The organism is Nonomuraea sp. NPDC059007 (genome assembly GCF_042740555.1).
Lineage (GTDB): Bacteria > Actinomycetota > Actinomycetes > Streptosporangiales > Streptosporangiaceae > Nonomuraea.
The window spans coordinates 123,870-144,588 of the sequence record NZ_JBHYJD010000029.1; the positions used below are offsets into that span (position 1 = coordinate 123,870).

Genomic DNA, 20,719 nt, shown 5'->3' on the forward strand with positions numbered 1-20,719 from the left:
TAACACCCTACCGGCCGGTAGTCAGCGCCGCCAGGCCGGAAAGCCCCCGCGAATGTCAGTCACCCTCGGTAGCCTTTCGCTCACCACCCCACCCCCGTCGAAAGCCCCCCATGAACCGCTGGCTCGCCGCCCTCCTGGCCGCCCTCCTGGGCGCGGCCGGCTTCCTGCTGCTCCGGCCCGCGTCCACCGTGCGGGCGAGCGTGCACTTCGAGCGGGTCGTGGGCCTGTATCCCGGGTCCGACGTGCGGATCCTGGGCGTGAAGGTGGGCGAGGTGACGGCCGTGACGCCGGTCGGCGACCGGGTGCGGGTGGATCTGGCCTACGACGCCGGCCATAGGGTGCCCGCGGACGCGCGGGCCGTCATCGTGGCCAGGTCGGTGGTGGCCGATCGGTATGTCCAGTTGGCTCCGCCGTACACGGGAGGTGCGGTTCTGCGGGACGGCGCGACCCTCGCCGCGGGACGGACACCCGTCGAGATCGACGAGGCGCTGCGCAGCTTCAACACGCTGACCAGGGCCCTCGGCCCCGACGGCGCGAACGCCGACGGCTCGCTGTCGCGCCTGCTGAAGGTCTCCGCCGACACCTTCGGCGGCCAGGGCGCGACCGTCGGGGCGAGCGTGCGCAGCCTGTCCGACGCCGCCGCGGCGCTGGCGGGCAACCGGGATGAGTTCTCCCAGACCATCCGCAACCTCGCGCTGATCACCGGCACCATGGCCGAGGACGACGCGCATGTGCGCGCGTTCATGCGCGACCTGGCCACGGCCTCGGGCCGGCTCAACGCCGAACGCGACGAGCTGCGCGCCGTCTTCAAGGGCCTGTCCCGCACGCTCACCCAGGTCGCCGGCTTCGTCGACGACAACCGCGCCGAGATCACCGCGAACACCCGCGACCTCGCCCACATCACCAGGCTTCTGGTACGGCAGCGCGCCTCGATCGAGACGTTCCTCCAGACCGCCCCGCTGGCCGTGAACAACGCCGCCAACGCCTACGACCCGCGTTCGGGGACGTTCCGCGCCCGCATCGACCTCAACGGCCAGAGCGACAACCTGGCGATGTGGTTGTGCTCGCTGGCGTACTCGATGGGCACGCCTCCGGCCCAGTGCGAACCCCTCCTGAAACCCCTGAACCCACTCGGCCGAGCCCTGAACCACGCCGGTCTGGACGCCTCCGCCCTGTTACCGGACGCCCGCGTCGAGCGCCCGGACGTCACCGTGGGCGGCCTGCTCCCCCGCCGTCGCTAGGCCGCGGGGGCGCTCGGTCCGGCGTTCGTGGTGGTACGGCCGCGCTGCCACAGGCTGTCGAGGGCGAGCGCGCCGCCACCGGTGAAGCCGACGGCCAGGACGCCGGCGGCCAGGGCCAGGACGAACTCGAAGCCGCCCTTGTCGATGAAGAAACCATTGGCGAAGTGCACGAACACCGCCGCGCCGAGCATGTCGAGCGCGAGGAGAACGCTCACGATCGGCAGTCCGGCGCCGAGGATCAGCGCGGCGCCGCCCAGTACCTCCACGACGGCGACCACGGGCGCGGCCAGTCCTGGCAGAGGTATGCCGATCTGTTCGAAGAAGGCGGTGGTGCCGCCTATGCCGCCGGTGAACTTGACCAACCCGTGGACGAGGAAGATCGCACCTATGGCTATGCGGGCGAGCAAGAGAACGATGGGACGGACCTGGTCGACCATGACTCCTCCTTCCCTTCTCTCTTGACAGTAGTTGTCCAATCACAAGCGCACAATGTTGGGCCCTCGGAGTCGGCCTTTCTGGGGTTCGGGAGGATCGCCGGTCATGGAAGAGCGCTGGCCGGAGGTCGGCCTCCCGCGGCACGGCCGGCTCAGAGCTGCCGGCTTCGCGACGCGCGAGGCCGCCGGGCCGCCTCAGAGTCGAGAGGGCCCTTGGGGCGTGCCGGGGCGGGCGGGGCAGGGCGGTCCGGAGCGGGGCAGGCCGGGCCGGGCCGCGGCGGGGAAGGGCGCGGGGGGCAGGTCGCGGGGGCGCGGCGGTGGTTCGAGGGCGGTTGGCTTCGCGGGGCGCGGGGTGCGGGGCGCGGGGCGCGGCACCGGCAGCCCGGGGGTGCGGGGGTGCAGGGGGCTTTGGGCGATGTGGGAGGTGTCCGGGCGGGGTGCCGAGGTTTGGATCGGGGACGGGCGCGGAGGTCGGAGTGACGGGCTAGCTGGGGCGGGTGGTGCGGGTGGAGGCCACCACGGCAAGCGCGGCGAGGGTCATGGTGGCGGCCACGCCGTACAGGAGAGGGGTGAAGGAAGGGAAGGCGGCGGCCATCTGGGGGCCGATGGCGCCGCCGACCGCCAGCGAGAAGGAGAACAGGGCCAGGGCGCTGCCGCGGGCGGGGCCGGCGGTGGCGGAGATGGCTTCGTTCAGGCCGGGGAGGGCGCCGGCTATCGCGGCCACGTACAGGGCCAGCAGGATGGCGAGCCACGTGGAGGAGGGGGTGGTGACGGCTACCGCGGTCACCGATAGGGCGGCTGTCACCAGGAACGCGGCGGCTCTGGCCGGAGCGGGCATGCGGCTCAGCCAGGGCATGAGGATCGGGATCAGGACGATCGCGGGCAGGCCGGCGGCGCGCAGGGCGAGGAGTTCGGAGGGGGAGGTGGTGACGCCGTAGAGCTGGAGGGCGGTGTAGACGGCGACGAAGCCGATCATGAGGATGAGGGTGGCCAGGTAGCGCGGGAGCAGGGCGCGGTGGAACAGGAGGCCGGGCAGCGCCCGGTAGGCGCCCAGGATGGAGGCCGCGGCGGGGCGCGGGGCGTCGGGGAGCATGATCGCGCGGATGACCGGAATGGACAGGGCCAGTCCGGCGGCGGAGACGAGGAAGGGGGCGCGCCAGCCGGTCAGGGGGACGAGGAGCTGGGCGCCGACCTGCAGGAGTACGGCGGAGACCAGGAAGGCGGCGGTCACTGCGGAGATCGCGATGGCCCGGCGCCTCGGGTCCACGCGTTCGGCCAGGTAGGCCAGGGCAGCCGGGGGGAAGGTGGCCACGGCGACGCCCTGGACGAGGCGCAGCGCTATGGCCGCCTCCGGGGTGGGGCTCAGGGTGACGGCGGCGGTGGCCAGGGCGGCGATCGGCAGGCCGTACAGGAGAAGCCTGCGACGGCCCAGGCGGTCGGACAGCGGGCCGAACAGCAGGAAGCCGATGCCGTAGCCGATGGCGAAGGCGGTCACCAGCCAGGCCAGGGAGGCGGTGGTGGTCGTCCAGGCGGTGGCCATGTCGTGGAGCAGGGGGATGACGATGTAGAGCTGGCCGCTGACCAGGATGGCGGCGAGGGTGAAGGCGGTCACGGTAGGGGCGAAGGGGGCGTAACGCCGGGGTGCGGGCTCGGCCGCCGCCTCCGGTGAGATGCCGAGGAGAGTCATGAGATCGGACCGTAGCCAACCAACTAGTTGGATGTCAACCAACCAGTTGGATGCTGTAGGATGCCGGGCATGGCACCCAACGTCTCCACCGCCGCCACCCGGGCCGCCCTGCTGGACGCGGCGCGGGAGGAGTTCGCCGCGTACGGCATCGCGGGGGCGCGCGTCGATCGCATCGCCGAGCGGGCCGGGGTCAACAAAGAGCGGATCTACGGGCATTTCGGGAACAAGGAGAAGCTCTTCGACGCCGTCATCACCGAGGCGCTGGACGAGCTGACCGCCCAGATCGCCCTGCCCGGCGCCGACCCGGCCGCGTACGTGGACCGGCTGTCGGCCTACTACGCCGAACACCCCCAGCTGGTGCGGCTGCTGATGTGGGAGGCGCTCAACTACCGGGGGCAGGAGCTGCTGCCCGGCCAGGAGGTCAGGGTCGAGCGGTGCGCGCGCAAGAACGCCTCCCTGGCCGAGGGCCTCGGACAGGAGCCCTCCACCGGCACGGCCAGGACGATGTTCCTGCTCACGGGGCTGGCGCTGCTGCCGTCCATGCTGCCGCAGCTGGCCCGGATCATGCTGGGCGAGGAGGCCTCGGCGCACAAGGACATGCGCGAGCACGTCGCCGCCTTCGTCGCCGCCGCCCTCCCGCCACCACGCGACCGTGCGGCACCCTAGGGGCGGTAGCCGTCCACGGTGAGGATGGGCGGGCGCTCGGAGATGGTGACGTCGCGGTCGGAGGTGTGGTGGCCGGTGCGGGTACGGCGGAACTGGGTCAGGCGGGTCGACGGCTCGTGCGCCGCCTGGATCTTGGACTCGCGTTCCAGCCGTGACCAGGCGGCGAGCATGATCTGGGAGGCCATCGCGCCCAGCGCCTCCGTCGACTGGTGGGAGTGCTCGCGGGCGCCGAGGTCCACCTGGGCGAGCGCGTCCAGACCGGCCAGCGACAGCAGGTCGATCAGCAGGCCCAGCTCCACGCCGTACCCCGTGATGAAGGGCACGCGTTCCAGCGCGCTTCTGCGCCCCGCGTACTCCCCGGCCAGCGGCTGCATGAACCCGGCCAGCTCAGGCCAGTGCAGGTTCAGCAGGGGCCGGGCGACGAGCTCGGTGACGCGCCCGCCGCCGGTCGGCGCGCCGCGCAGGGGGCGGTCGTAGCAGCCCTTCACGTACGCGAGGCCGGGGTGGGCGAGCAGCGGCCCGAGCAGCCCGGTGACCAGGGAGGACTGGAAGTTGCGGATGTCGGAGTCCACGAACGCGACGAGGTCGCCGGAGGTCACGGCCAGCGACTTCCACAGCGCCTCGCCCTTGCCGTCCAGCGGCTTGAGGGCGGGCAGAATCTCATCCTGCGCGTGTACGGCGGCGCCCGCCCGCGCGGCCACCAGGGCGGTGTCGTCGGTGGAGCGCGAGTCGATCACCACCACCTCGTCCACCAGATCGGGCAGCTCGCGCAGCAGCACGCCGACGATCTCCCCGACGGTCTCGCGCTCGTCACGGGCAGGCAGGACGACGCTGATGGACGTGCCGCCCTTCGCCTCGATCAGGCGTCCCAGGGGCCAGTCGGACGCGGAGAAGGTACGGCGACGCCACCAGGACTCCACCTCAGGCAGCACGCGACCCCTCCCCCGTCGACCACACGCCTACCAGCTTAAGGCGCACGATTTCCGGCAAAGCCCCCCAGGGCGGCAGGGTCGCTGGACGTCGCAGCCCACGGTGCCGGCCGGCGCCCACTTGACCTTGATCGGGTCGACACGTCGCGGGGCGCGCTATCGATCGGCTTTACGGCGCCGCGTGCCGTTCCAGGAAGGTGAAGACGTCGGCCTCGTCCACGCCCGGGAACGAACCGGGCGGCAGCGCGGCCAGCACGTGGGAGTTGGCCCGAGCCGACGGCCAGGCGTAGCCCTCCCAGCGTTCGGCCAGCTCGGCGGGCGGGCGGCGGCAGCAGTCGCCGTTCGGGCAGTTGGACTTGGTGCGGCTGGTCGTCTCCCGGCCGCGGAACCAGCGCGACTCCCGGTACGGCACGCCGAGCGTGATGGCGAAGTCCCGCTCCCGCGAGGGATCCACGTGCGCGACGCAGAAGTAGGTCCCGGTCGGTGAGTCGGAGTACTGGTAGAAGACCGAGAAACGATCCGGCGACAGGAACACCTGCCGTCCCGACCACTGCTGGCACATGCGCTGTCCCTCGATGGCGCCCTGCTCGTCGGCGGGGAAGACGATGCCGTCGTTCTCGTAGGCCTTGTAGATGATGCCGCCGGCGTCGTTGCGGACGAAGTGGCAGACCAGGTCGAGGTGGTGGGTGGCCAGGTTGGTGAAGCGGTGGGCGGCCATCTCGTAGGAGACGGCGAACACGTCGCGCAGGTCCTCCACCGACAGGGCCCGGTCCTGCTTGGCCTCGAGCAGGAACGGCGCCGCCGCCCGCTCGGGGACCAGGACGGCGGCGGCGAAGTAGTTGGCCTCGGTGCGCTGGCGCAGGAAGTCGGCGAAGTCGCGCGGCTTGTCGTGGCCCAGCGCGAGGTGGCCCAGGGTCTGCAGCAGGATCGTACGCGGGCTGTGCATGCCGAGCTGCTCGTGCTTGACGTAGATGCGGCGGTTGCGGAGGTCGGTGATGGAACGTACCGATCGGGGCAGGTCCTGGGCGGTGTGAACCGTGTAGCCGAGATGGGTGACGAGGGCCTGGATGAGCGACTGCGACAGGGCGCCGGTGCGGTACCCGACGGCCGACAGCGCCTCGGCCGCCGACTTCTCGATCTCGGGGAAGTAGTTGCCCAGCTCCCGCTGGCGGCGCCGGAGCTCGGCGTTGGCGGCCCGCGCCTCCTCCGGTGTCGCCGTGCCCCTCGCCTGGCGGGCGCGCAGCTCGCCGTACAGGCCGAGGAGGTGTTCGAGCACGTCGTTGGGTACGCGCGCGGAGACCTTCAGCCGCGGCAGGCCGAGACCGGCGTAGATGGGGTCGCGCTGCGCCTCCTCCAGCTGGATCTCCAGCTGGGCGCGCCGGTTGGGGGCCTGGCGGCGCAGCAGTTCCTCGACGGGTACGCCGAGCGCGGAGGCCAGGGATTTGAGCAGTGACAGCTTGGGCTCGCGCTTGCCGTTCTCCAGCAGGGAGAGCTGGCTGGGTGCCCGGCTGACGCGCTCGCCGAGGTCGGAGAGCGTGAGCCCGCGTTGTTTGCGCAGGTGACGGAGCCGCTGCCCGAAAGCGAGGAGATCGAGCTCCTGAGTCAAAGACAGCGGTTCTTCGCGCACCAGCGAGGCCATGAGCTGAGCTTAGACAGAAAAACGCCGGTTCTTCTAGGGGTTGCGGACGCAGATCCCGGCGCCCCGCGATTGGTCTAGGCCAAAGGAAAACTTCGCGAACTTTTCTGCATCGAATACGCCTCAGTATTTTCTCTAGCAGAAATCTGAGCGTTCTTCGCTGAGAAAAACCTCTATGGAAGCGGTACGGCGGGGCACAGACTCAGCAGCAAGCACCCAGGGGACGACATAAGGAGCGAACATGAACGATCGCCTCAAGGGAGCGGCTGAGGAGCTGCGGCAGGACTGGGAGAACAACCCCCGCTGGGCGGGCGTCGAGCGCACCTACAGCGCCGACGACGTGATCCGGCTGCGTGGGTCGGTCCAGGAAGAGCACACGCTGGCGCGGCTCGGCGCCGAGCGGCTGTGGAACCTGCTGCACTCCGAGGACTACGTCCACGCCCTCGGCGCGCTGACCGGCAACCAGGCCGTCCAGCAGGTGAAGGCCGGGCTGCAGGCGATCTACCTGTCCGGCTGGCAGGTCGCCGCCGACGCCAACCTGGGCGGACAGACGTACCCCGACCAGTCGTTGTACCCGGCCAACTCCGTGCCCGCCGTCGTGCGCCGCATCAACAACGCGCTGCTGCGCGCCGACCAGATCACCTGGTCGGAGGGCATCGAGGCCCCCCACTGGCTCGCTCCGATCGTGGCCGACGCCGAGGCCGGCTTCGGCGGCGTGCTCAACGCGTTCGAGCTGATGAAGGGCATGATCGCCGCCGGCGCCGCGGGCGTGCACTGGGAGGACCAGCTCGCCTCCGAGAAGAAGTGCGGCCACCTGGGCGGCAAGGTGCTCATCCCCACCGGCCAGCACATCAAGACGCTCAACGCCGCGCGCCTGGCCGCCGACGTGGCCGGCGTCCCGTCCCTGATCATCGCGCGGACCGACGCACAGGCCGCGACGCTCCTGACCAGCGACGTGGACCCGCGCGACCAGCGGTTCACCACCGGAGACCGTACCGCGGAGGGCTTCTACCGGGTGCGCAACGGCGTGCAGGCCTGCATCGCCCGCGGTCTGGCCTACGCGCCCCACTCCGACCTGCTCTGGATGGAAACCGGCACGCCCGACCTCGACGTCGCCCGCGAGTTCGCCGAGGCGATCAAGGCCGAGTACCCGGACCAGATGCTCGCCTACAACTGCTCGCCGTCCTTCAACTGGAAGAAGCACCTCGACGACTCCACGATCGCCAAGTTCCAGCGCGAACTCGGGCACATGGGGTACAAGTTCCAGTTCATCACGCTGGCCGGCTTCCACTCGCTGAACTACAGCATGTACAACCTGGCCCAGGGTTACGCGGCCGACGGCATGACGGCGTACGTCGAACTGCAGGAGGCCGAGTTCGCCGCCGAGACCCGCGGCTACACCGCCACCCGCCACCAGCGCGAGGTCGGCACCGGCTACTTCGACCTGGTCAGCACCGCGATCGCGCCCGACTCCTCCACGACCGCCCTGAAGGGCTCCACCGAAGAGGAGCAGTTCGCCGCCGCCCACTGATCGTTCGCGCGGCTTCTCGTTGCTGGTGTCTCCGTTACGGCAAGCCGCCCCAGCCCCATCCGCCGTACGGGGCTGGGGACATACCAGGGACACGGTCGTCCACCTCACCGGCTCACCACCGCGACGACCGCACAGCTCGCCGGACGCCGTGGCAACAGGCGTTCACCGGCGAACAAAGGGCCGTGCCGGGCCGCCACCGGGCACGGCCCTCTCACCTGAACACGAAGGCCCGGCCCTCTTCCACGTCGAGGGCCGGGCCTTCGTCCAGTTGGTTCCCTGTTCGGGAATCATGTGTCACGTCAAACGCGACGCGCCCCCGCCGGCGGTCGTTCTTCGCCGCCAGCCGCCAACACGCCACAGACAGGCAGAGCGTCCCCCGCGACCTCGCCGACCCCGGTGGGCGGGCAATGCTCCGGATGTGATCGGAGACGGCACACCTGTCCTGGTCGTCGGCACTGGCCTGACCCTGGTGGACGTGGCTCTGACCGTCACCCGAGCGCATCCCGGCACGGTCGTGTACGCGATGTCCAGGCACGCCTTCCCGCCTCAGTCTTACCTCGCCCGCCCGGCCGCGCCCCAACGTGCGGGAACTGTGGCGCCGGCTCGACCACCACCGTCGCGAGCTGTTCCTGCGGCGGGCTTCGCGCTACTCGGAGATCCACCGGCCTCTGCGGTCGCCATCGCAAAGCTGCACGTCGACCGGAGGCCAGGGCAGCTGCGAGGCAGGCTGACCGGGCCCGAACCCGGCGGGCTACGTATCCGGGCGGATCTCGGTGGAACGGCCACTGACCACTCAGTCGGCTGGCTCGTCAATGCGACATGACCGGGTACCGACGTCACCACCGACCCGTTCCTGGCCGACCTCGTCGCCACCGCCCAGGCCCGGTCTGATCCACTCCGGCTCGGCGCAAGCACCCGCCCTCACCAGGGCGGGCGCTTCGCTTCGCCATGAAGGGAGGAGCAACTAGCCTCGTGTGCTGCTGCTCCTTGGAAGCTGAGCCCTGTAGCGCTTCTTGAATCTGACCCCCGGTGAGGCCGGGTCTGGACGCTTGGGGGTGTGCTCAACGTGGAGGACTGGGCGGAGATCGGCAGGCTGCGTCGTGCGGAGGGCGTGCCTATCAAGGAGATCGCTCGGCGGTTGGGGGTGGCTCGGAACACGGTGCGGGCCGCGCGAGCCCTGGGGCGGCAGCCGCTGCCGGGGCGGTGAACAGGTCCAGGGCTGCACACCCGGCAAGGGTGACGCGAGCGATGATGCGGAGATCCGTTCCGTTGAGGAGATCAGAACGGCAACCACTGTGATTCCACGAGATCTGCCCGCAGACGGCTTGATCAACACTTGGACTGGCGAGCAACACAACCTGGTCCGGGACGCCCGCCCCGCCAGTTGCCCGAGAAACTCCCCGATCCCCTCCGAGACCGCCTGACCCACCAACGCCACCAAGACTCCATCAAGCCAAGGCAAAAGCCGGAAACTACGGCCCGCATTCCGGGCAGTGCCAGCGGGGCTTGCAGCCATCGCTTCACATACGGCAATACCCAACGCTGCTCGGTGGTGATATTGGCCTCGACTGCCTTGACCATCAGGTCCCACGGCACGGAGTCGAACAACTTGGCGACATCGAGATCGATCTTGATTGGTTAGCAGGTGGTCGGGGTCAGACGGCCTTCGATGGTGCTGGCGACAGCGTTCAGGACGGCTTTCCAGCGGGTGATCCAGCGTCTGCGTCCCTTCAGTGCGGGCTACTCATTCGGGAAGTGGCCGCGAGCCTTGACCGCCCGCCGGATCTCGGTATCGAAGTTGAGGAAAGGTACGAGCTCGGCCCAGGCCTGCTCCCACAACCTCACGATCGCTGGATACCTACCACCCCAGAACTCGGCGAACTCATAGAAGCGCTCGAGCGCTGCGGCCTCGGCCGGGGCGGTGTAGACCGGCTTGAGCGCCTTGGCGATGGCGCCCCAGTGCTGGCGGCCGGCGTACCGGAACGAGGCGCGCAGCAGATGCACCACACGTCTGCACGACGGCGCGTTCACCGGGCCGCTCTCGCGGCACCGTGGGATCCATGCCGCTTTACGGTCTGCACGCATCGCACGAACAGGTACATCCGAACCGTCTGCTCGAAGCCATCGCCGCGACCGAGCAGGCGGGTTTCGGCGCCTTCATGTCCTCCGACTGCTTCTCGCCGTGGAGCGTACGGCAGGCCGGTCGTCCTTCTCCTGATCCTGGCTGGGAGCGACGATGGAGAGCACGTCGCTGCCCTGCGGTGTGGTGGCACCGAAGCAACTCTTGATCTGACCACTTGTGGCCATATCTGTTGCTCTGCCCGGTGCCCGGCGGGATGCTGCGGGCAACCGCTTCCCCCGGCAGAAAGGCATGATCGTGCCACGGACCCGTGGAGCGCGTTTCGCCGCCGCTCTTCTGCTGCTCGTCGGCGTCGTCGGCCTGGGCAATCAAGCCTCGGCCTCGGCCCTGCCCAGGCCGCTGGCCTTCGCCGAGAGCCTGGACCTGGAGTGCTTCAGGACCGACCGGTACGTCCCCGCGCAGCCGGTGACGCTCCTGTTGCGCCACCTCAATCCGGTCCTGGCGAAGCTGCCGCCGGAGAAGGTCACCCTGGGAGAAAGGCAGCAGTTGTGCGTCCCGGTCACCAAGAACGGCGTCGTCCCGCCCGGCGACGTGCTGCCCTACCTCAAGTACGTGGACCTTTCGTGCTACCAGGTCGCCAGTGACAACCGGATCAGCGAGGACCTGCGGCTCAGCCACCTCAACCCGGTGCTGCAGAAGCTCGGCGCCCCCAGGCATGTGGTGACCATGGTCGAGCTCCAGCAGCTGTGCGTGCCGGTGGCCAAGGACGAGTTCTTCCCGCCCAAGGAGATCCTGCACGTCGTCCAGCACCTCGACCTGGCGTGCTACCTGGTGAAGACCGAGGAGGCGCTCAACGTGGAGCTCAGGCTGGGGCAGCTCAACCCGCGCCTGGCCCACCTGCCCGACGCCCCCGCCAAGGTCACCTTCAGCCGCCAGCTCTGCGTCCCCGTGCAGAAGGAGGGCGACGAGATCCCCGGCGATGTGCGGGAGATCGTGCAGTGGATCGATCTGGAGAAGTACGAGATCGTGGCGCCCAAGCTGCCCGCCCTCCAGCGGCTGACGCTCACCCACCTCAACCCCGTGCTGAGCCGGCTGCCCAGAGAACGGGCCACGTTCAACCTGCCCGAACATCTGGCCGTCCCGGTTGCCAAGAACGACCTCATCCCACCGGGCTGACGGAGGCTACCGGGTGCACCGTGATCACGCCGTCGCGATCATTGTCTGGCTCCGGTACCCCGGGAGACGGAGTGTGGTCGCCGGTGGAGCGTGAGCTGGATCGGGTGCGTTCTCTCCTGTCGGGCTGCCCGGTGACGGTGCTGGTGAGCGGGGAGACAGGCCTGGGCAAGACGTGGCTGGCTCGCCGTCTTCTGACCGAGTCGGACGCTGCCACCAAGGTGGTCGTGGGTTGCCGGGGCCTGCCCCCGGAGCCGCACGTGGTGACCAGGGAACTCCTGGCCCGCATGGGTGCGCGGGACGTGGCCGCCGGCAGCGCGTACAGCGTCTGCAGAGCGGTTCAAGCCAGCTTGGCAGCCCTGGGAGAGACGGTGCTCCTGGTGGTGGAGGACGTCGACCATGCGGATCCGGACTCCGTTCGCGTGCTGCGGTGCCTGGCGAGCAGGCCACCGCCCGGGGTCGCGCTCCTGCTGACCTTCACTCCGGGCGAACGCCCGCCGTTGAGCGCGCGGATGGGGTCGGCGGCCGGCGTGGTGGAACACATCGAGCTGCGTCCCCTGTCGCCCGACGAGGTCGCGGCGCTGGCGGGCCGCCCGCCCGGCCCGTGGGCGCAGGAGCTGTGTGAGCTGACGGGCGGGGTGCCGCTGTATGTCGAGCAGATGCTGGCCGGCCCGGCGGGACAGGCTCCGGCAGCGATCCTGGAGATCGTCCGGGGCAGGCTCGCCGACCTGGAAACCCGCGCGCGAAGGGCAATCTGGGCGGCGGCGACCCTGTGTCCGGCGGGTGGCGTGGCCACGGTCTCGCTGGTGGCGCGGATCTGCGGGATGCCCGCGCGCGAGGCGGAGGCGGCCCTGCTGGACGGCGTCGCCGCCAAGTTGCTGCTGCGCCGCGAGGACGGCACGTTCGCCTTCGCGCCGCCGCTGCTCGGCCGGGCTGTGGCGGCGAGCGTCCCGGCGGCACACCGCTCCCGCCTGCACGCGGCCGCGGCGCTGGCCAAGCAGGACGACGGCGCACCGGCGGAAGAGCTGATCGCGCACCTTCGCGCCTCGGGGCAACCGGCAGCGGCGGCCCGGCAGGCCGCACGCGCCGCGGAGCAGTCGGTACGCGCCGGCGACACGGCGCGGGCGGTGAGCCTGCTCCACACCTTGCTGGGTGGATCCGACCTGCCGCCGCGAGAGCGGACCGCGCTGGCCGGCAGGCTGGGACGTCTGGCGATCACCGGCCTCGGCGGTGAGGACACCATCGCCCTGCTGCGGACGATCCTGGCCGACCCGCTGCTGCCGCAGGGAGTGCGCGGCGAGCTCCGGCTCCACCTCGGTCTGCTGATGATGAATCAGGCGGGCGACACTTCCGGCCGCCGCGAGCTCGCCCGTGCCGCCCGGGAGCTGCGCCGGCGGCCGGCTCTGGCGGCACGGGCCATGTCGGCGCTCGCCCTGCCCTACGGCGGTGCCGCCCCGCTGGCCGAGCACCTGTGGTGGCTGGAGGAGGCCGAACGCGCACTGCCGCGGCGGCATGGAGACCGGGCGCTGCTCACCGGAGCGAGGGTCAACCGGGCCGGCTCGCTGATGCAGATCGGCGACCGCCGAGCATGGGCGATCGCGGCCGACCTGCCCGAGGACGCGCGGAGTCCGGCCGAGCGGCTGCAACTGGCCCGCGGCTACTGCAACCTGGCCGGACCCGCCATGGCGCTGGGACACCCGGGCCCCGCCGCCGGCTACCTGCGGCGCGCCGAGGAACTGGCCCGCCATACCGGGCCGTCCTACCCGCGCGCCCGCATCACCGAGGTGAGCCTCTACCACGCCTGGGCCACCGGCCGGCGTGACGGACTGACCGAGCGCGCTCAGCACCACCTGGCCACCCACGCCGACCGGCCCGCGGCCACCGCCAACGCCGCCCTCGTCCTGGGCCACCTCGCCCTGGCCAGGGGCGAATGGCAGGAGGCCGAAGACCTGCTCGCCACACCGGGCCTGGACGGCTGCCTCGGCTGGTACGGCATCGAGTACACCCTCGGTACGGCGGGACGGATCCGGCTGGCGACCGCACGCGGCCAGTGGCCGGGCGAACTGGAGGAGGCCCTGCGGGTGTTCCGCGCCAAAGGCGTGTGGGCCTGGGCTGGTGAGCTGGTCGACGCCGCGGTCGAGGCGATGCTCGCGCACGACCGCGCCGACCAGGCCCGCCTGCTGCTGGAGGAGTTCACCACCGACGTGCGCGCGCGGGATTGCCCTTACGCCCACGCGGTCGCCGTCCACGGCCGCGCGGCTCTGGCCGCGGCGGCAGGCAGGCCGGAGGCGGCCGAGCTGTTCACCCGCGCCGCCGCCGCGCTGGCCGCCGTCTCGCGCCCCTACGAACAGGCCAGGGCGCTGGAGAACGCGGGCCGGTGCACGCTGCCGGGCGGCCTGCCCGAGGTGACGGCGGCCGCCCAACTGTTCACCGCGCTCGGCGCCACCTGGGACGCGGCCCGGTGCGCAAGCCTGTTGCGGCAGTACGGCGGCGCCCGGCCCAGGCGAGGCCGCCGCGGCTACGGCACCCGGCTCTCGCCACGTGAGCGCGAGGTGGGCCGGCTGGTGGCGCTGGGCCGTACCAACAAGGAGATCGCCGAGGTGCTGTTCCTGTCACCGCGCACCGTGGAGCAGCACGTCGCCCGCGTCATGCGCAAGCTCGGCGCGAGCGCCAGGGACCAGGTACGCCTCGAACTCCCGGAGTGACAAGCAGTCAATACGTAGTATTCCCCGGCTTGTTTCCCTTATCGGACGTCACGCAAGGTGCTCTTCAACACCCCCCAGTGAAGGAGACCCCTTCGTGCGCAGCATCAAAGCCCTGATCGCCGGGGCAGGACTGGCCGTTGGCCTGGTGGCGCCACCCTTAGCCACACCGGCATCAGCCGCACCCGAACCGCTCGCCGGCTACGTCGTGCTGCTCGGCGACGCGAACGCCGACCCCGCCGACGTGGCCGCCCGCCACGTGCGCAGGCACGGCGGCCAGACCGGCCACGTCTACCGGCACGCCCTGCGTGGCTTCTCCGCCACGCTCACCCCAGCGGCCGCCGAGGCGTTACGCCGCGACCCGCGTGTCACCTCCGTCCAACCGGACCAGATCATGTCCATCACCGACCAGGCCGTGCCCACGGGTGTGCGCCGGGCCGGGGCCGTCGCCAACCCCAACCTCAAGATCAACGGAACTGAGGATTACGTCGCCGACACCGACATCGCGATCATCGACACAGGCGTCGACGCGAGCCACGCCGACCTGGCCGTCGTCGCCCGTACCAACTGCCTGAACACCACCACCTGCCAGAACAACGCGGGCGCCGACGACCACGGGCACGGCAGCCACGTCGCCGGCACCGCCGCCGCCCGCGACGACGGCACCGGCGTGACCGGAATCGCCCCCGGCGCCCGCCTGTGGTCGGTCAAGGTTCTGAACGCCCAGGGCAGCGGCCAACTGTCCGGCGTCGCCGCCGGGGTGGACTGGGTCGCCGCCCACGCCGGCGAGATCGAAGTCGCGAACATGAGCCTCGGCTGCGAGAACTGCGCCACCGACGCACTCGACCAGGCCATCGCGGGCGCCGTCGCCAAGGGCGTGGTGTTCGTCGTGGCCGCGGGCAACAACCGCAAGGACGCCCGGACCTTCTCACCCGCCAACCATCCGGACGTGGTCACCGTCTCCGCGCTGGCCGACTTCGACGGCGCGCCGGGCGGCCGCGCCGCCTCCACCTGCCGCACCGACCAAGACGACACGCTGGCCGACTTCAGCAACTTCGGCGCCGCCGTCGAGATCGCCGCACCCGGCACCTGCATCTACTCCACCCACAAGAACGGCGGCTACGCCACCCTCAGCGGCACCTCCATGGCAGCACCACACGTCGCCGGCGCGGGCGGGCTCCTCACCGCCTCCGGCCACCGCGCCACCAACCGCGACCAGGTGCTGTCCATCCGCCAGCGGCTCATCGACACCGGCTCTTCCGACTGGCGTGACGACTCCGGAGACTCCATCCGCGAGCCGCTGCTGAACGTGGCCTCCACCCAGGACTACCCCGCCGGGTCCGCCGACCCCGGCCGGCCCACCGCGTCGTTCACCAGCTCCTGCTCCACCGCCAATCTCACCTGCTCCTTCGACGCCGGCTCCTCCGACGACCCCGACGGCACCATCACCAGGTACGCCTGGGACTTCGGCGACGGCTCCACCACCACCGGCAAGACCGCCTCCCTCACCTACCCCCGGGCCGGCTACTACAGCGTCCTGCTCACTGTCACCGACAACTCCGGCAAGACCAACGCCGCCCGCCGTCTGGTCAAGGCCGGCGACCTGCCGCCCACGGCCGCGATCGCCGGCCGATGCCGCCAGTCCGCCTGCTCCTTCGACGCAACCGGCTCCTCGGATGAGGAGGGCGCGATCGCCGGCTACCACTGGGACTTCGGAGACGGCACAGGCGCGACAGGCGCAACCGCAACCCACACCTACCCGCCCGTCACCGCCACCCACCGCATCAAACTGACCGTCTCTGACAGCGCAGGCCAACGCGCCTCCAGCACGGGCCACGTCAAGTGCACGAAGGTCGTCACCAGCGCGATCTGCTTCCTCCAGCCCTGACCCGCACGCCTGGTGGCCGGCACAATCCTGCCCCGGCCACCAGGCACCGACCCTCCCCCGCCGCAGACGTTGCTGCGACCGGAGGAACAAGGCGATGGCTTGACTATGGACTGCGGCGCGTAGGGGACCGCAGACCTCGCACGACAGAAGTGTCCTGACAACGCATAATGGCGCACGGATGGTGTCCGGGCCTCATGAAACAACGGCAGCCTCGTGGTGCTGTCCCGTCCTTGCTCTGGCCATCACCGGCGCGGTCATTCTCGGCACGAAATCGTTCATTGGGAGCCCTCTGGTCACTCGACTTCCCGCAGCCGGCCAAGCCCGGACCGGCAGGCATTCCGCCAACCAGAGTGCTCGACCTTCTCAACCTCTCCTTCGCGCGTGGCTTTGCCTCGGCGGAGTCATCGCCGGGTGATTGCCTGCCGCCGGTAGCTGCTCATCGAGGTCGCTGAGCGGCGCATCCGCAGGAACGCTGCTCCGGCCACCAGAATGCGATCGTGATGTGCCAGCGCGGCCCGATGCGCATGGCCACCTCACCCCGTGCGGGCCGGCAGCAGCATCAGCGCTGTGACCGGCAGCATCGATGAGCCCGCCGCGATCGGGGCTAGCAGGAGCCCGGGCAATGAGCACGAGGGGGTGTGCGGGCGGGTCAGCCCGTGGGTGATGGCGGTCAGCGCGAGTGCGCCGAGCACGTCGAAGCGCCAGGCGGCCTGCTTATCGCGCGTCTCGGCAGATGCTTGAGCGCCACGAGTACCACCGCGACGGCGAAGGCGGGTTGATGAGGAACACCCGCCGCCAACCGAACGACCAGCCGCCGAGCAGCGGGCCGATCGCGCTGGCCAAGCCGCCCAGCCCGGACCAGGTGCCCACGGCGCACGGCCGCTGGCCACGCACGAACGAGGCCTGGATGATCGCCGGCGAGCCGGGCGTGAGCAGCGCGCCCCCTGCAGGGCGCGGGCGGCGATGAGGACCTCGACAGTAGGTGCCAGCCCGCACAGCGCGGAGGCGACGGCGAACCAGACGGTGCCGATGGGGAAGAGTTTGCAGGGTGCTTTTATCCTGCTGCGCTGTTCTCCGCCATCCCGAATACGCGACCAGTCTTCCATCTACTGGATAGCCGGTGCTTCTGCCTCCCTGGAGTCCTGCGGTGTGATCATCCGGACAGCATGCGGATGATGTCGACAACCATCGATAGGGGGAGCAAAGGTGTCTGCAACACGCTTTGTGATTCGTCGGCGTTCTGTCATCGCCTCAGGCCTTGCCTCGGCGACGGCGCTGGCGATGATGCTGCTGAGCGGCGGCCCGGCCTACTCGGCGACCGAGCCTTCGGTTACGTCCGCGCAGCTCATCGAGATGATGACGCCGCAGGGCAAGGGATTCTTCTATACCGCCAGCGCGGCCGAGGCTGGCCGGGCGCAGGCTGTCCACGGTTTCAAGAAGACCGGCACGTCGCTGGGCCAAGTCGCGATATATGCGTTCCCGGGCAGCGCGCCGACGTACCGGCTCCGGCACAAGAGCGTGTCGTCCTACATCCTCACGGTCAGCGAAAGTGAGCGGGCGCGACTCATCGCAGGCGGGAGGTTCGTCTACGAGGGCGTCGTCGCACACATCAAGAAGACGGGCGAGGATTCCAAGCGCATCTACCGCCTGCACTCGACAACGAGTCGAAGTGGCGGATCACCGCGGGCAAGCCCGCCGGGACTGAGGCGGGCTGGTCCCTCGACGGCCCGACGGGGTACTTCCGGTAACCGGGATCTTGCCAACCGTGCTCGGCGGCCACGCTGGCGCAGGCCGCAGCAGGCAACAAACTGCAAGCTACGGGTGGCCCCCGCGGCGCCCGGCGTGCTCACCGTCGCTGCCCTGGAGGGCCTCGCGAGCTCCAGGCCCAGCCGTCTGGCGCACGAGCCGGTGGTCGTCCAGGTTGCGGCCTATCTGTTCATCCTGGCGGCACTGACAAGGATCTTCATTGAGATCCGCAGGCCGCCCTGGCAGGCCTGAAGCACGATTCGCCGCATCCGGGAGGAAGCGCACTTCTTGATGAGCGTGGAGTAGCGTACGCCCTTGATCGTGATTCGATCCGAAAGCTCTTTTGAAGATCGGCGCGGACGGCCGTCGTCTAGCGCTAAGAGAGTCCCGCCTTCAAGGCCGATCGGCAAGTACGACCTGCTTTCCGTCTGTGGGGGCGTTTGCACGCACAGCTCACTGCAGGCGTGTCATGACGGGTGTCGGCGACGCGCCGAAGACCCTATGATCCACATCGTGATTCTTCGCCCCCTTTCTGGTGCTGCCGTTGGGATGCTCCTCTTCTCCGGAGTTGCGTACGCCGGCCCGGTCACCGGTGCCCCCGAGCTCACCCGCAACGAGATCTACAAGGCCAAAGTGGCCAGCGTCGGCTGCAAGCTGGCCAAAGGCAGTAGCGCCTCCTCCACCAAGAAATACGTCACCGACCTGGTCGGCTGTCTGAACAAGGCGTGGAAGCCCGCGATCAAGGACTTCCAGCAGGTCAAGGTGACGTTCAAGGAGGCCGACGACAAGCGATCCTGCTCGACCGGGCTCGACGTCGACGTCTCCTTCTCCGAGATCTGCGAGACCGAGATCCACGTACGGCTGGCCAAAGACTGGATCAAAGCCAAGAGCGACGCGGAGGTGTTCACCTCCATCGCCAAGACCTGGAGCGGCGTCGTGACAGGCCAGACCGGCATCGGCCAAGCCTGGGTGGCCATGCAGAACGACGCCTCGGACGCCGAGATGAACCAGCAGAACCGTCGCTACTACCTGCAGCTGGACTGCTTCATGGGCGTATCGGCGAAGGCGCTCCGCAGAGTGGTGAAGGACTGGAAACCCACCGCCAAGAGCAAGTTGTTCTGGGAGAACTTCCTGAAGAACAAGTACAGCGGGAAGACCTCCAACCGTCTCTACTGGCTCGAGCAGGGCTACAAGACCGGCAAACCCGCCGCCTGCAACACGTGGAAGGCGAGCGAATCCAAGGTCGCCTGATTCGATCGCGGGCCATCCAGCGGGTGGCCCGCTGAGCGGCCAGCGAAGAACGGTAGCGATCTGTTCAATCCGGAACCCACGCCGCCGATCCGACACAGGAGGCGTCCAGCGTTGCCGTCCCCGACACCAGCCGGGAGAACCGCAGGTACACCGTCCCCGCGGCAGTGAACGTCAACCGGGACGCGATCAACAACGGCAACGGAACCGTGGCCGGCCTCTGCGATCCCCCGAAACCGTCGTCAACGCATTGTGCGTGATCAGCACCTGCGCGATCGGATTGCCCACCTCAGTCCAGATCTCCACCATGGTCAACACGCTGGACATCGCAGGCCTGAACAACGCCCTGCTGGAGATCGCCCGCGACCCCCTGGCGCGGATAAGGGACATCGCCGCCGGCATCGGCATCACTGAGCGCACCGTGCAGTCCATCATCAAAGATCTGCACGAGGCCGGCTACCTCACTCGCGAACGGGCGGGCCGCGGCAATCACTACCCCACCGAAGCCGACCTGCCGGTCCGCCAACTGATCGACATGCGCGCTGCGCTCTTGCCTCCCCTAACGGGCAGGATGTCGCGGTGTCGTTCGCCTGCCTGCTGACCCGCCGGGCCGGGCGCCTTCGGATTGGAACCACCGCCCGATGAACCTCCTGCCCGGCTACACCGAGGAGTTCGACCAGCTCATCGGTACCGACCCGCTCAAGCGAGGCCGTGCCCTCGCCCTGGACGCCGACGTCGAGCAACTGCGCGCGCAAGCCGAACACCGGCACCTCGTCCACGCCTACAACGTCGACGGCAACCACGTCCTTTCGGCCACGACAGCTCATGGAGCGCCAGCCCCCCGAGGACCTCGACACTCGAGGATCGGGCCACGCTCTAAAGCGGTACCTGACCAGGCTGCAGAGCCGTATAGTCAGAGTCGTCCCGAGCACGCGCTCCCGCGCACGGTGACGTTGTCCCCGCTGGGAGTCACCCTCGCGCTAAGGCACTGGATGAGTCCCCCGGGCCAGGAGATGTAGGGCTCCCTGACCAAGCCTTCCGCAGGCGCCCCGTTAAGAGGCGTGCACCCCGTGCCCACCACCTGCTGATTTGGGTTGGGTTCTGACGTCAGCTTGGTGCAGGAATAGGCAGGATATGCCGCTTGGGCAGGTGGCGCGGAGAGCACCACCCCCACGAACGCGGGGACCGCGGCTAACGCGACCAGACGAGCCAGACGCTTCATGATCATCCTTCTTTCGGGACTCTCCTCCGTGTCATGATCAACACAAGCACGCCCGGCGGGTCCCGGCAATGCGCCAACTGTACGCGGCCGATCACCAGCCGCTACAGATCTTCACTCTGTCCGGCCAGTCGTCCGGCATCGGCACCCACAGCGCCCGGCCTACGACGCCGTCGCCCGCGCCGAGTTGCCCACCGTCCGGATCGGCCGCAAGATCCTCATCCCCACGGCCAAGCTGACCGCCAATGGCTGATCCGGGGGCTCCTCGTCGATCGGGTCTGTCCAGTGTGAACGGCTCTGGCCCGTAATCGGTGGTGGCGCCGAGTGATCATCTGCCAGTCTGAGCCGTGCTGAAGATCGGCGATCTTACGGGTGTGGTGTTTGCAGGGCTGTCCGCCCTGGTCATCCAGGGTGTCAATGACGAGGACCACCTCATCCGGGTTTTGGCCCGCACTCGCGACGAGCCAGTACCGTGCCCGATGTGCGGGACGTTGACCGGCCGGGTGCATGGCTACGGCAGCCGGACGGTCACTGACGTC

15 protein-coding genes and 3 pseudogenes are annotated in these 20,719 nt (G+C 69.7%); 12 read left to right on the forward strand and 6 right to left on the reverse strand.

Annotated elements, in window-relative coordinates; all coding sequences use genetic code 11:
• Positions 1-110 precede the first annotated feature (110 nt).
• A complete protein-coding gene (locus tag ACFWY5_RS37260) occupies positions 111-1,241 on the forward strand; it encodes an MCE family protein (protein WP_379637572.1) in 1,131 nt (376 codons plus the stop codon).
• Here the strand turns inward: ACFWY5_RS37260 and ACFWY5_RS37265 are convergent.
• Positions 1,238-1,678, reverse strand: a complete 441-nt coding sequence (locus ACFWY5_RS37265; protein ID WP_379617978.1) for a DoxX family protein — start codon at positions 1,676-1,678, stop codon at positions 1,238-1,240. The genes ACFWY5_RS37260 and ACFWY5_RS37265 overlap by 4 nt on opposite strands.
• Positions 1,679-2,159: 481 nt before the next feature.
• Positions 2,160-3,362 (reverse strand): MFS transporter, encoded by a 1,203-nt coding sequence (locus ACFWY5_RS37270; protein WP_379637573.1) that lies wholly within the window; start codon positions 3,360-3,362, stop codon positions 2,160-2,162.
• A 69-nt stretch (positions 3,363-3,431) separates the two neighbouring features.
• Here ACFWY5_RS37270 and ACFWY5_RS37275 point away from each other — a divergent pair, with 69 nt between their 5' ends.
• The gene (locus ACFWY5_RS37275; protein ID WP_379637574.1) at positions 3,432-4,028 is read left to right on the forward strand and encodes a TetR family transcriptional regulator; all 597 of its coding nucleotides are present in this window, start codon (positions 3,432-3,434) and stop codon (positions 4,026-4,028) included.
• On the opposite strand, the gene ACFWY5_RS37280 is transcribed toward ACFWY5_RS37275, so the two are convergent.
• Together ACFWY5_RS37280 and ACFWY5_RS37285 are read right to left on the reverse strand one after the other, a co-directional pair.
• Positions 4,025-4,960 carry a glucosyl-3-phosphoglycerate synthase gene (locus ACFWY5_RS37280; RefSeq protein ID WP_379637575.1) on the reverse strand — a complete coding sequence of 312 codons (936 nt, stop codon included), beginning with the start codon at positions 4,958-4,960 and terminating at the stop codon, positions 4,025-4,027. The two genes, ACFWY5_RS37275 and ACFWY5_RS37280, sit on opposite strands and share 4 nt — an antisense overlap.
• A 166-nt stretch (positions 4,961-5,126) precedes the next feature.
• On the reverse strand, positions 5,127-6,596 hold the full coding sequence (locus ACFWY5_RS37285; RefSeq protein WP_379617988.1) for a helix-turn-helix domain-containing protein: 1,470 nt from the start codon (positions 6,594-6,596) through the stop codon (positions 5,127-5,129).
• A 238-nt stretch (positions 6,597-6,834) separates the two neighbouring features.
• On the opposite strand from ACFWY5_RS37285, the gene aceA reads away from it, so the two are divergent.
• Both aceA and ACFWY5_RS37295 read left to right on the forward strand, forming a co-directional pair.
• Complete coding sequence (gene aceA, locus ACFWY5_RS37290; RefSeq protein ID WP_379637576.1) at positions 6,835-8,124, forward strand: isocitrate lyase; 1,290 nt, start codon at positions 6,835-6,837, stop codon at positions 8,122-8,124.
• Positions 8,125-9,181: 1,057 nt separating this feature from the next.
• A pseudogene (locus ACFWY5_RS37295) lies at positions 9,182-9,316 on the forward strand (sigma factor-like helix-turn-helix DNA-binding protein); the annotation flags it as partial.
• 446 nt (positions 9,317-9,762) lie between these two features.
• Here ACFWY5_RS37295 and ACFWY5_RS37300 read toward each other — a convergent pair.
• Positions 9,763-10,144 (reverse strand): annotated as a pseudogene (locus ACFWY5_RS37300) (transposase); the annotation flags it as partial.
• Positions 10,145-10,495: 351 nt separating this feature from the next.
• On the opposite strand from ACFWY5_RS37300, the gene ACFWY5_RS37305 reads away from it, so the two are divergent.
• The 3 genes from ACFWY5_RS37305 (at position 10,496) to ACFWY5_RS37315 (ending at position 15,967) form a co-directional block, all read left to right on the forward strand.
• Positions 10,496-11,380 (forward strand): hypothetical protein, encoded by an 885-nt coding sequence (locus ACFWY5_RS37305; RefSeq protein ID WP_379637577.1) that lies wholly within the window; start codon positions 10,496-10,498, stop codon positions 11,378-11,380.
• Between the two features lie 83 nt (positions 11,381-11,463).
• Positions 11,464-14,082 (forward strand): LuxR C-terminal-related transcriptional regulator, encoded by a 2,619-nt coding sequence (locus ACFWY5_RS37310; protein ID WP_379637579.1) that lies wholly within the window; start codon positions 11,464-11,466, stop codon positions 14,080-14,082.
• A 94-nt stretch (positions 14,083-14,176) separates the two neighbouring features.
• Positions 14,177-15,967 carry a S8 family serine peptidase gene (locus tag ACFWY5_RS37315; RefSeq protein WP_379637580.1) on the forward strand — a complete coding sequence of 597 codons (1,791 nt, stop codon included), beginning with the start codon at positions 14,177-14,179 and terminating at the stop codon, positions 15,965-15,967.
• Between the two features lie 533 nt (positions 15,968-16,500).
• On the opposite strand, the gene ACFWY5_RS37320 is transcribed toward ACFWY5_RS37315, so the two are convergent.
• Complete coding sequence (locus ACFWY5_RS37320; RefSeq protein ID WP_379637581.1) at positions 16,501-16,659, reverse strand: hypothetical protein; 159 nt, start codon at positions 16,657-16,659, stop codon at positions 16,501-16,503.
• 86 nt (positions 16,660-16,745) lie between these two features.
• Here ACFWY5_RS37320 and ACFWY5_RS37325 point away from each other — a divergent pair, with 86 nt between their 5' ends.
• From ACFWY5_RS37325 to ACFWY5_RS37345, 5 genes and pseudogenes are all read left to right on the forward strand, one after another.
• Positions 16,746-16,934, forward strand: coding sequence for a hypothetical protein (locus ACFWY5_RS37325; RefSeq protein ID WP_379637582.1), 189 nt, complete (start codon positions 16,746-16,748; stop codon positions 16,932-16,934).
• A 239-nt stretch (positions 16,935-17,173) separates the two neighbouring features.
• Positions 17,174-17,965 carry a hypothetical protein gene (locus ACFWY5_RS37330; RefSeq protein ID WP_379637583.1) on the forward strand — a complete coding sequence of 264 codons (792 nt, stop codon included), beginning with the start codon at positions 17,174-17,176 and terminating at the stop codon, positions 17,963-17,965.
• Positions 17,966-18,226: 261 nt separating this feature from the next.
• Positions 18,227-18,964 carry a hypothetical protein gene (locus ACFWY5_RS37335; protein ID WP_379627753.1) on the forward strand — a complete coding sequence of 246 codons (738 nt, stop codon included), beginning with the start codon at positions 18,227-18,229 and terminating at the stop codon, positions 18,962-18,964.
• Positions 18,965-19,217: 253 nt separating this feature from the next.
• Positions 19,218-19,562 (forward strand): helix-turn-helix transcriptional regulator, encoded by a 345-nt coding sequence (locus tag ACFWY5_RS37340; protein WP_379627751.1) that lies wholly within the window; start codon positions 19,218-19,220, stop codon positions 19,560-19,562.
• Between the two features lie 965 nt (positions 19,563-20,527).
• Positions 20,528-20,719: pseudogene (locus ACFWY5_RS37345) on the forward strand (ISL3 family transposase); the annotation flags it as partial.

What these genes read in the sequence shown, in the direction of transcription:
- ACFWY5_RS37260 (WP_379637572.1), top strand. Translation starts at nt 111, where the DNA reads ATGAACCGCTGGCTCGCCGCCCTCCTGGCCGCCCTCCTGGGCGCGGCC.
- ACFWY5_RS37265 (WP_379617978.1), bottom strand. Translation starts at nt 1,678, where the DNA reads ATGGTCGACCAGGTCCGTCCCATCGTTCTCTTGCTCGCCCGCATAGCC.
- ACFWY5_RS37270 (WP_379637573.1), bottom strand. Translation starts at nt 3,362, where the DNA reads ATGACTCTCCTCGGCATCTCACCGGAGGCGGCGGCCGAGCCCGCACCC.
- ACFWY5_RS37275 (WP_379637574.1), top strand. Translation starts at nt 3,432, where the DNA reads ATGGCACCCAACGTCTCCACCGCCGCCACCCGGGCCGCCCTGCTGGAC.
- ACFWY5_RS37285 (WP_379617988.1), bottom strand. Translation starts at nt 6,596, where the DNA reads ATGGCCTCGCTGGTGCGCGAAGAACCGCTGTCTTTGACTCAGGAGCTC.
- aceA (WP_379637576.1), top strand. Translation starts at nt 6,835, where the DNA reads ATGAACGATCGCCTCAAGGGAGCGGCTGAGGAGCTGCGGCAGGACTGG.
- ACFWY5_RS37305 (WP_379637577.1), top strand. Translation starts at nt 10,496, where the DNA reads ATGATCGTGCCACGGACCCGTGGAGCGCGTTTCGCCGCCGCTCTTCTG.
- ACFWY5_RS37325 (WP_379637582.1), top strand. Translation starts at nt 16,746, where the DNA reads ATGAGGAACACCCGCCGCCAACCGAACGACCAGCCGCCGAGCAGCGGG.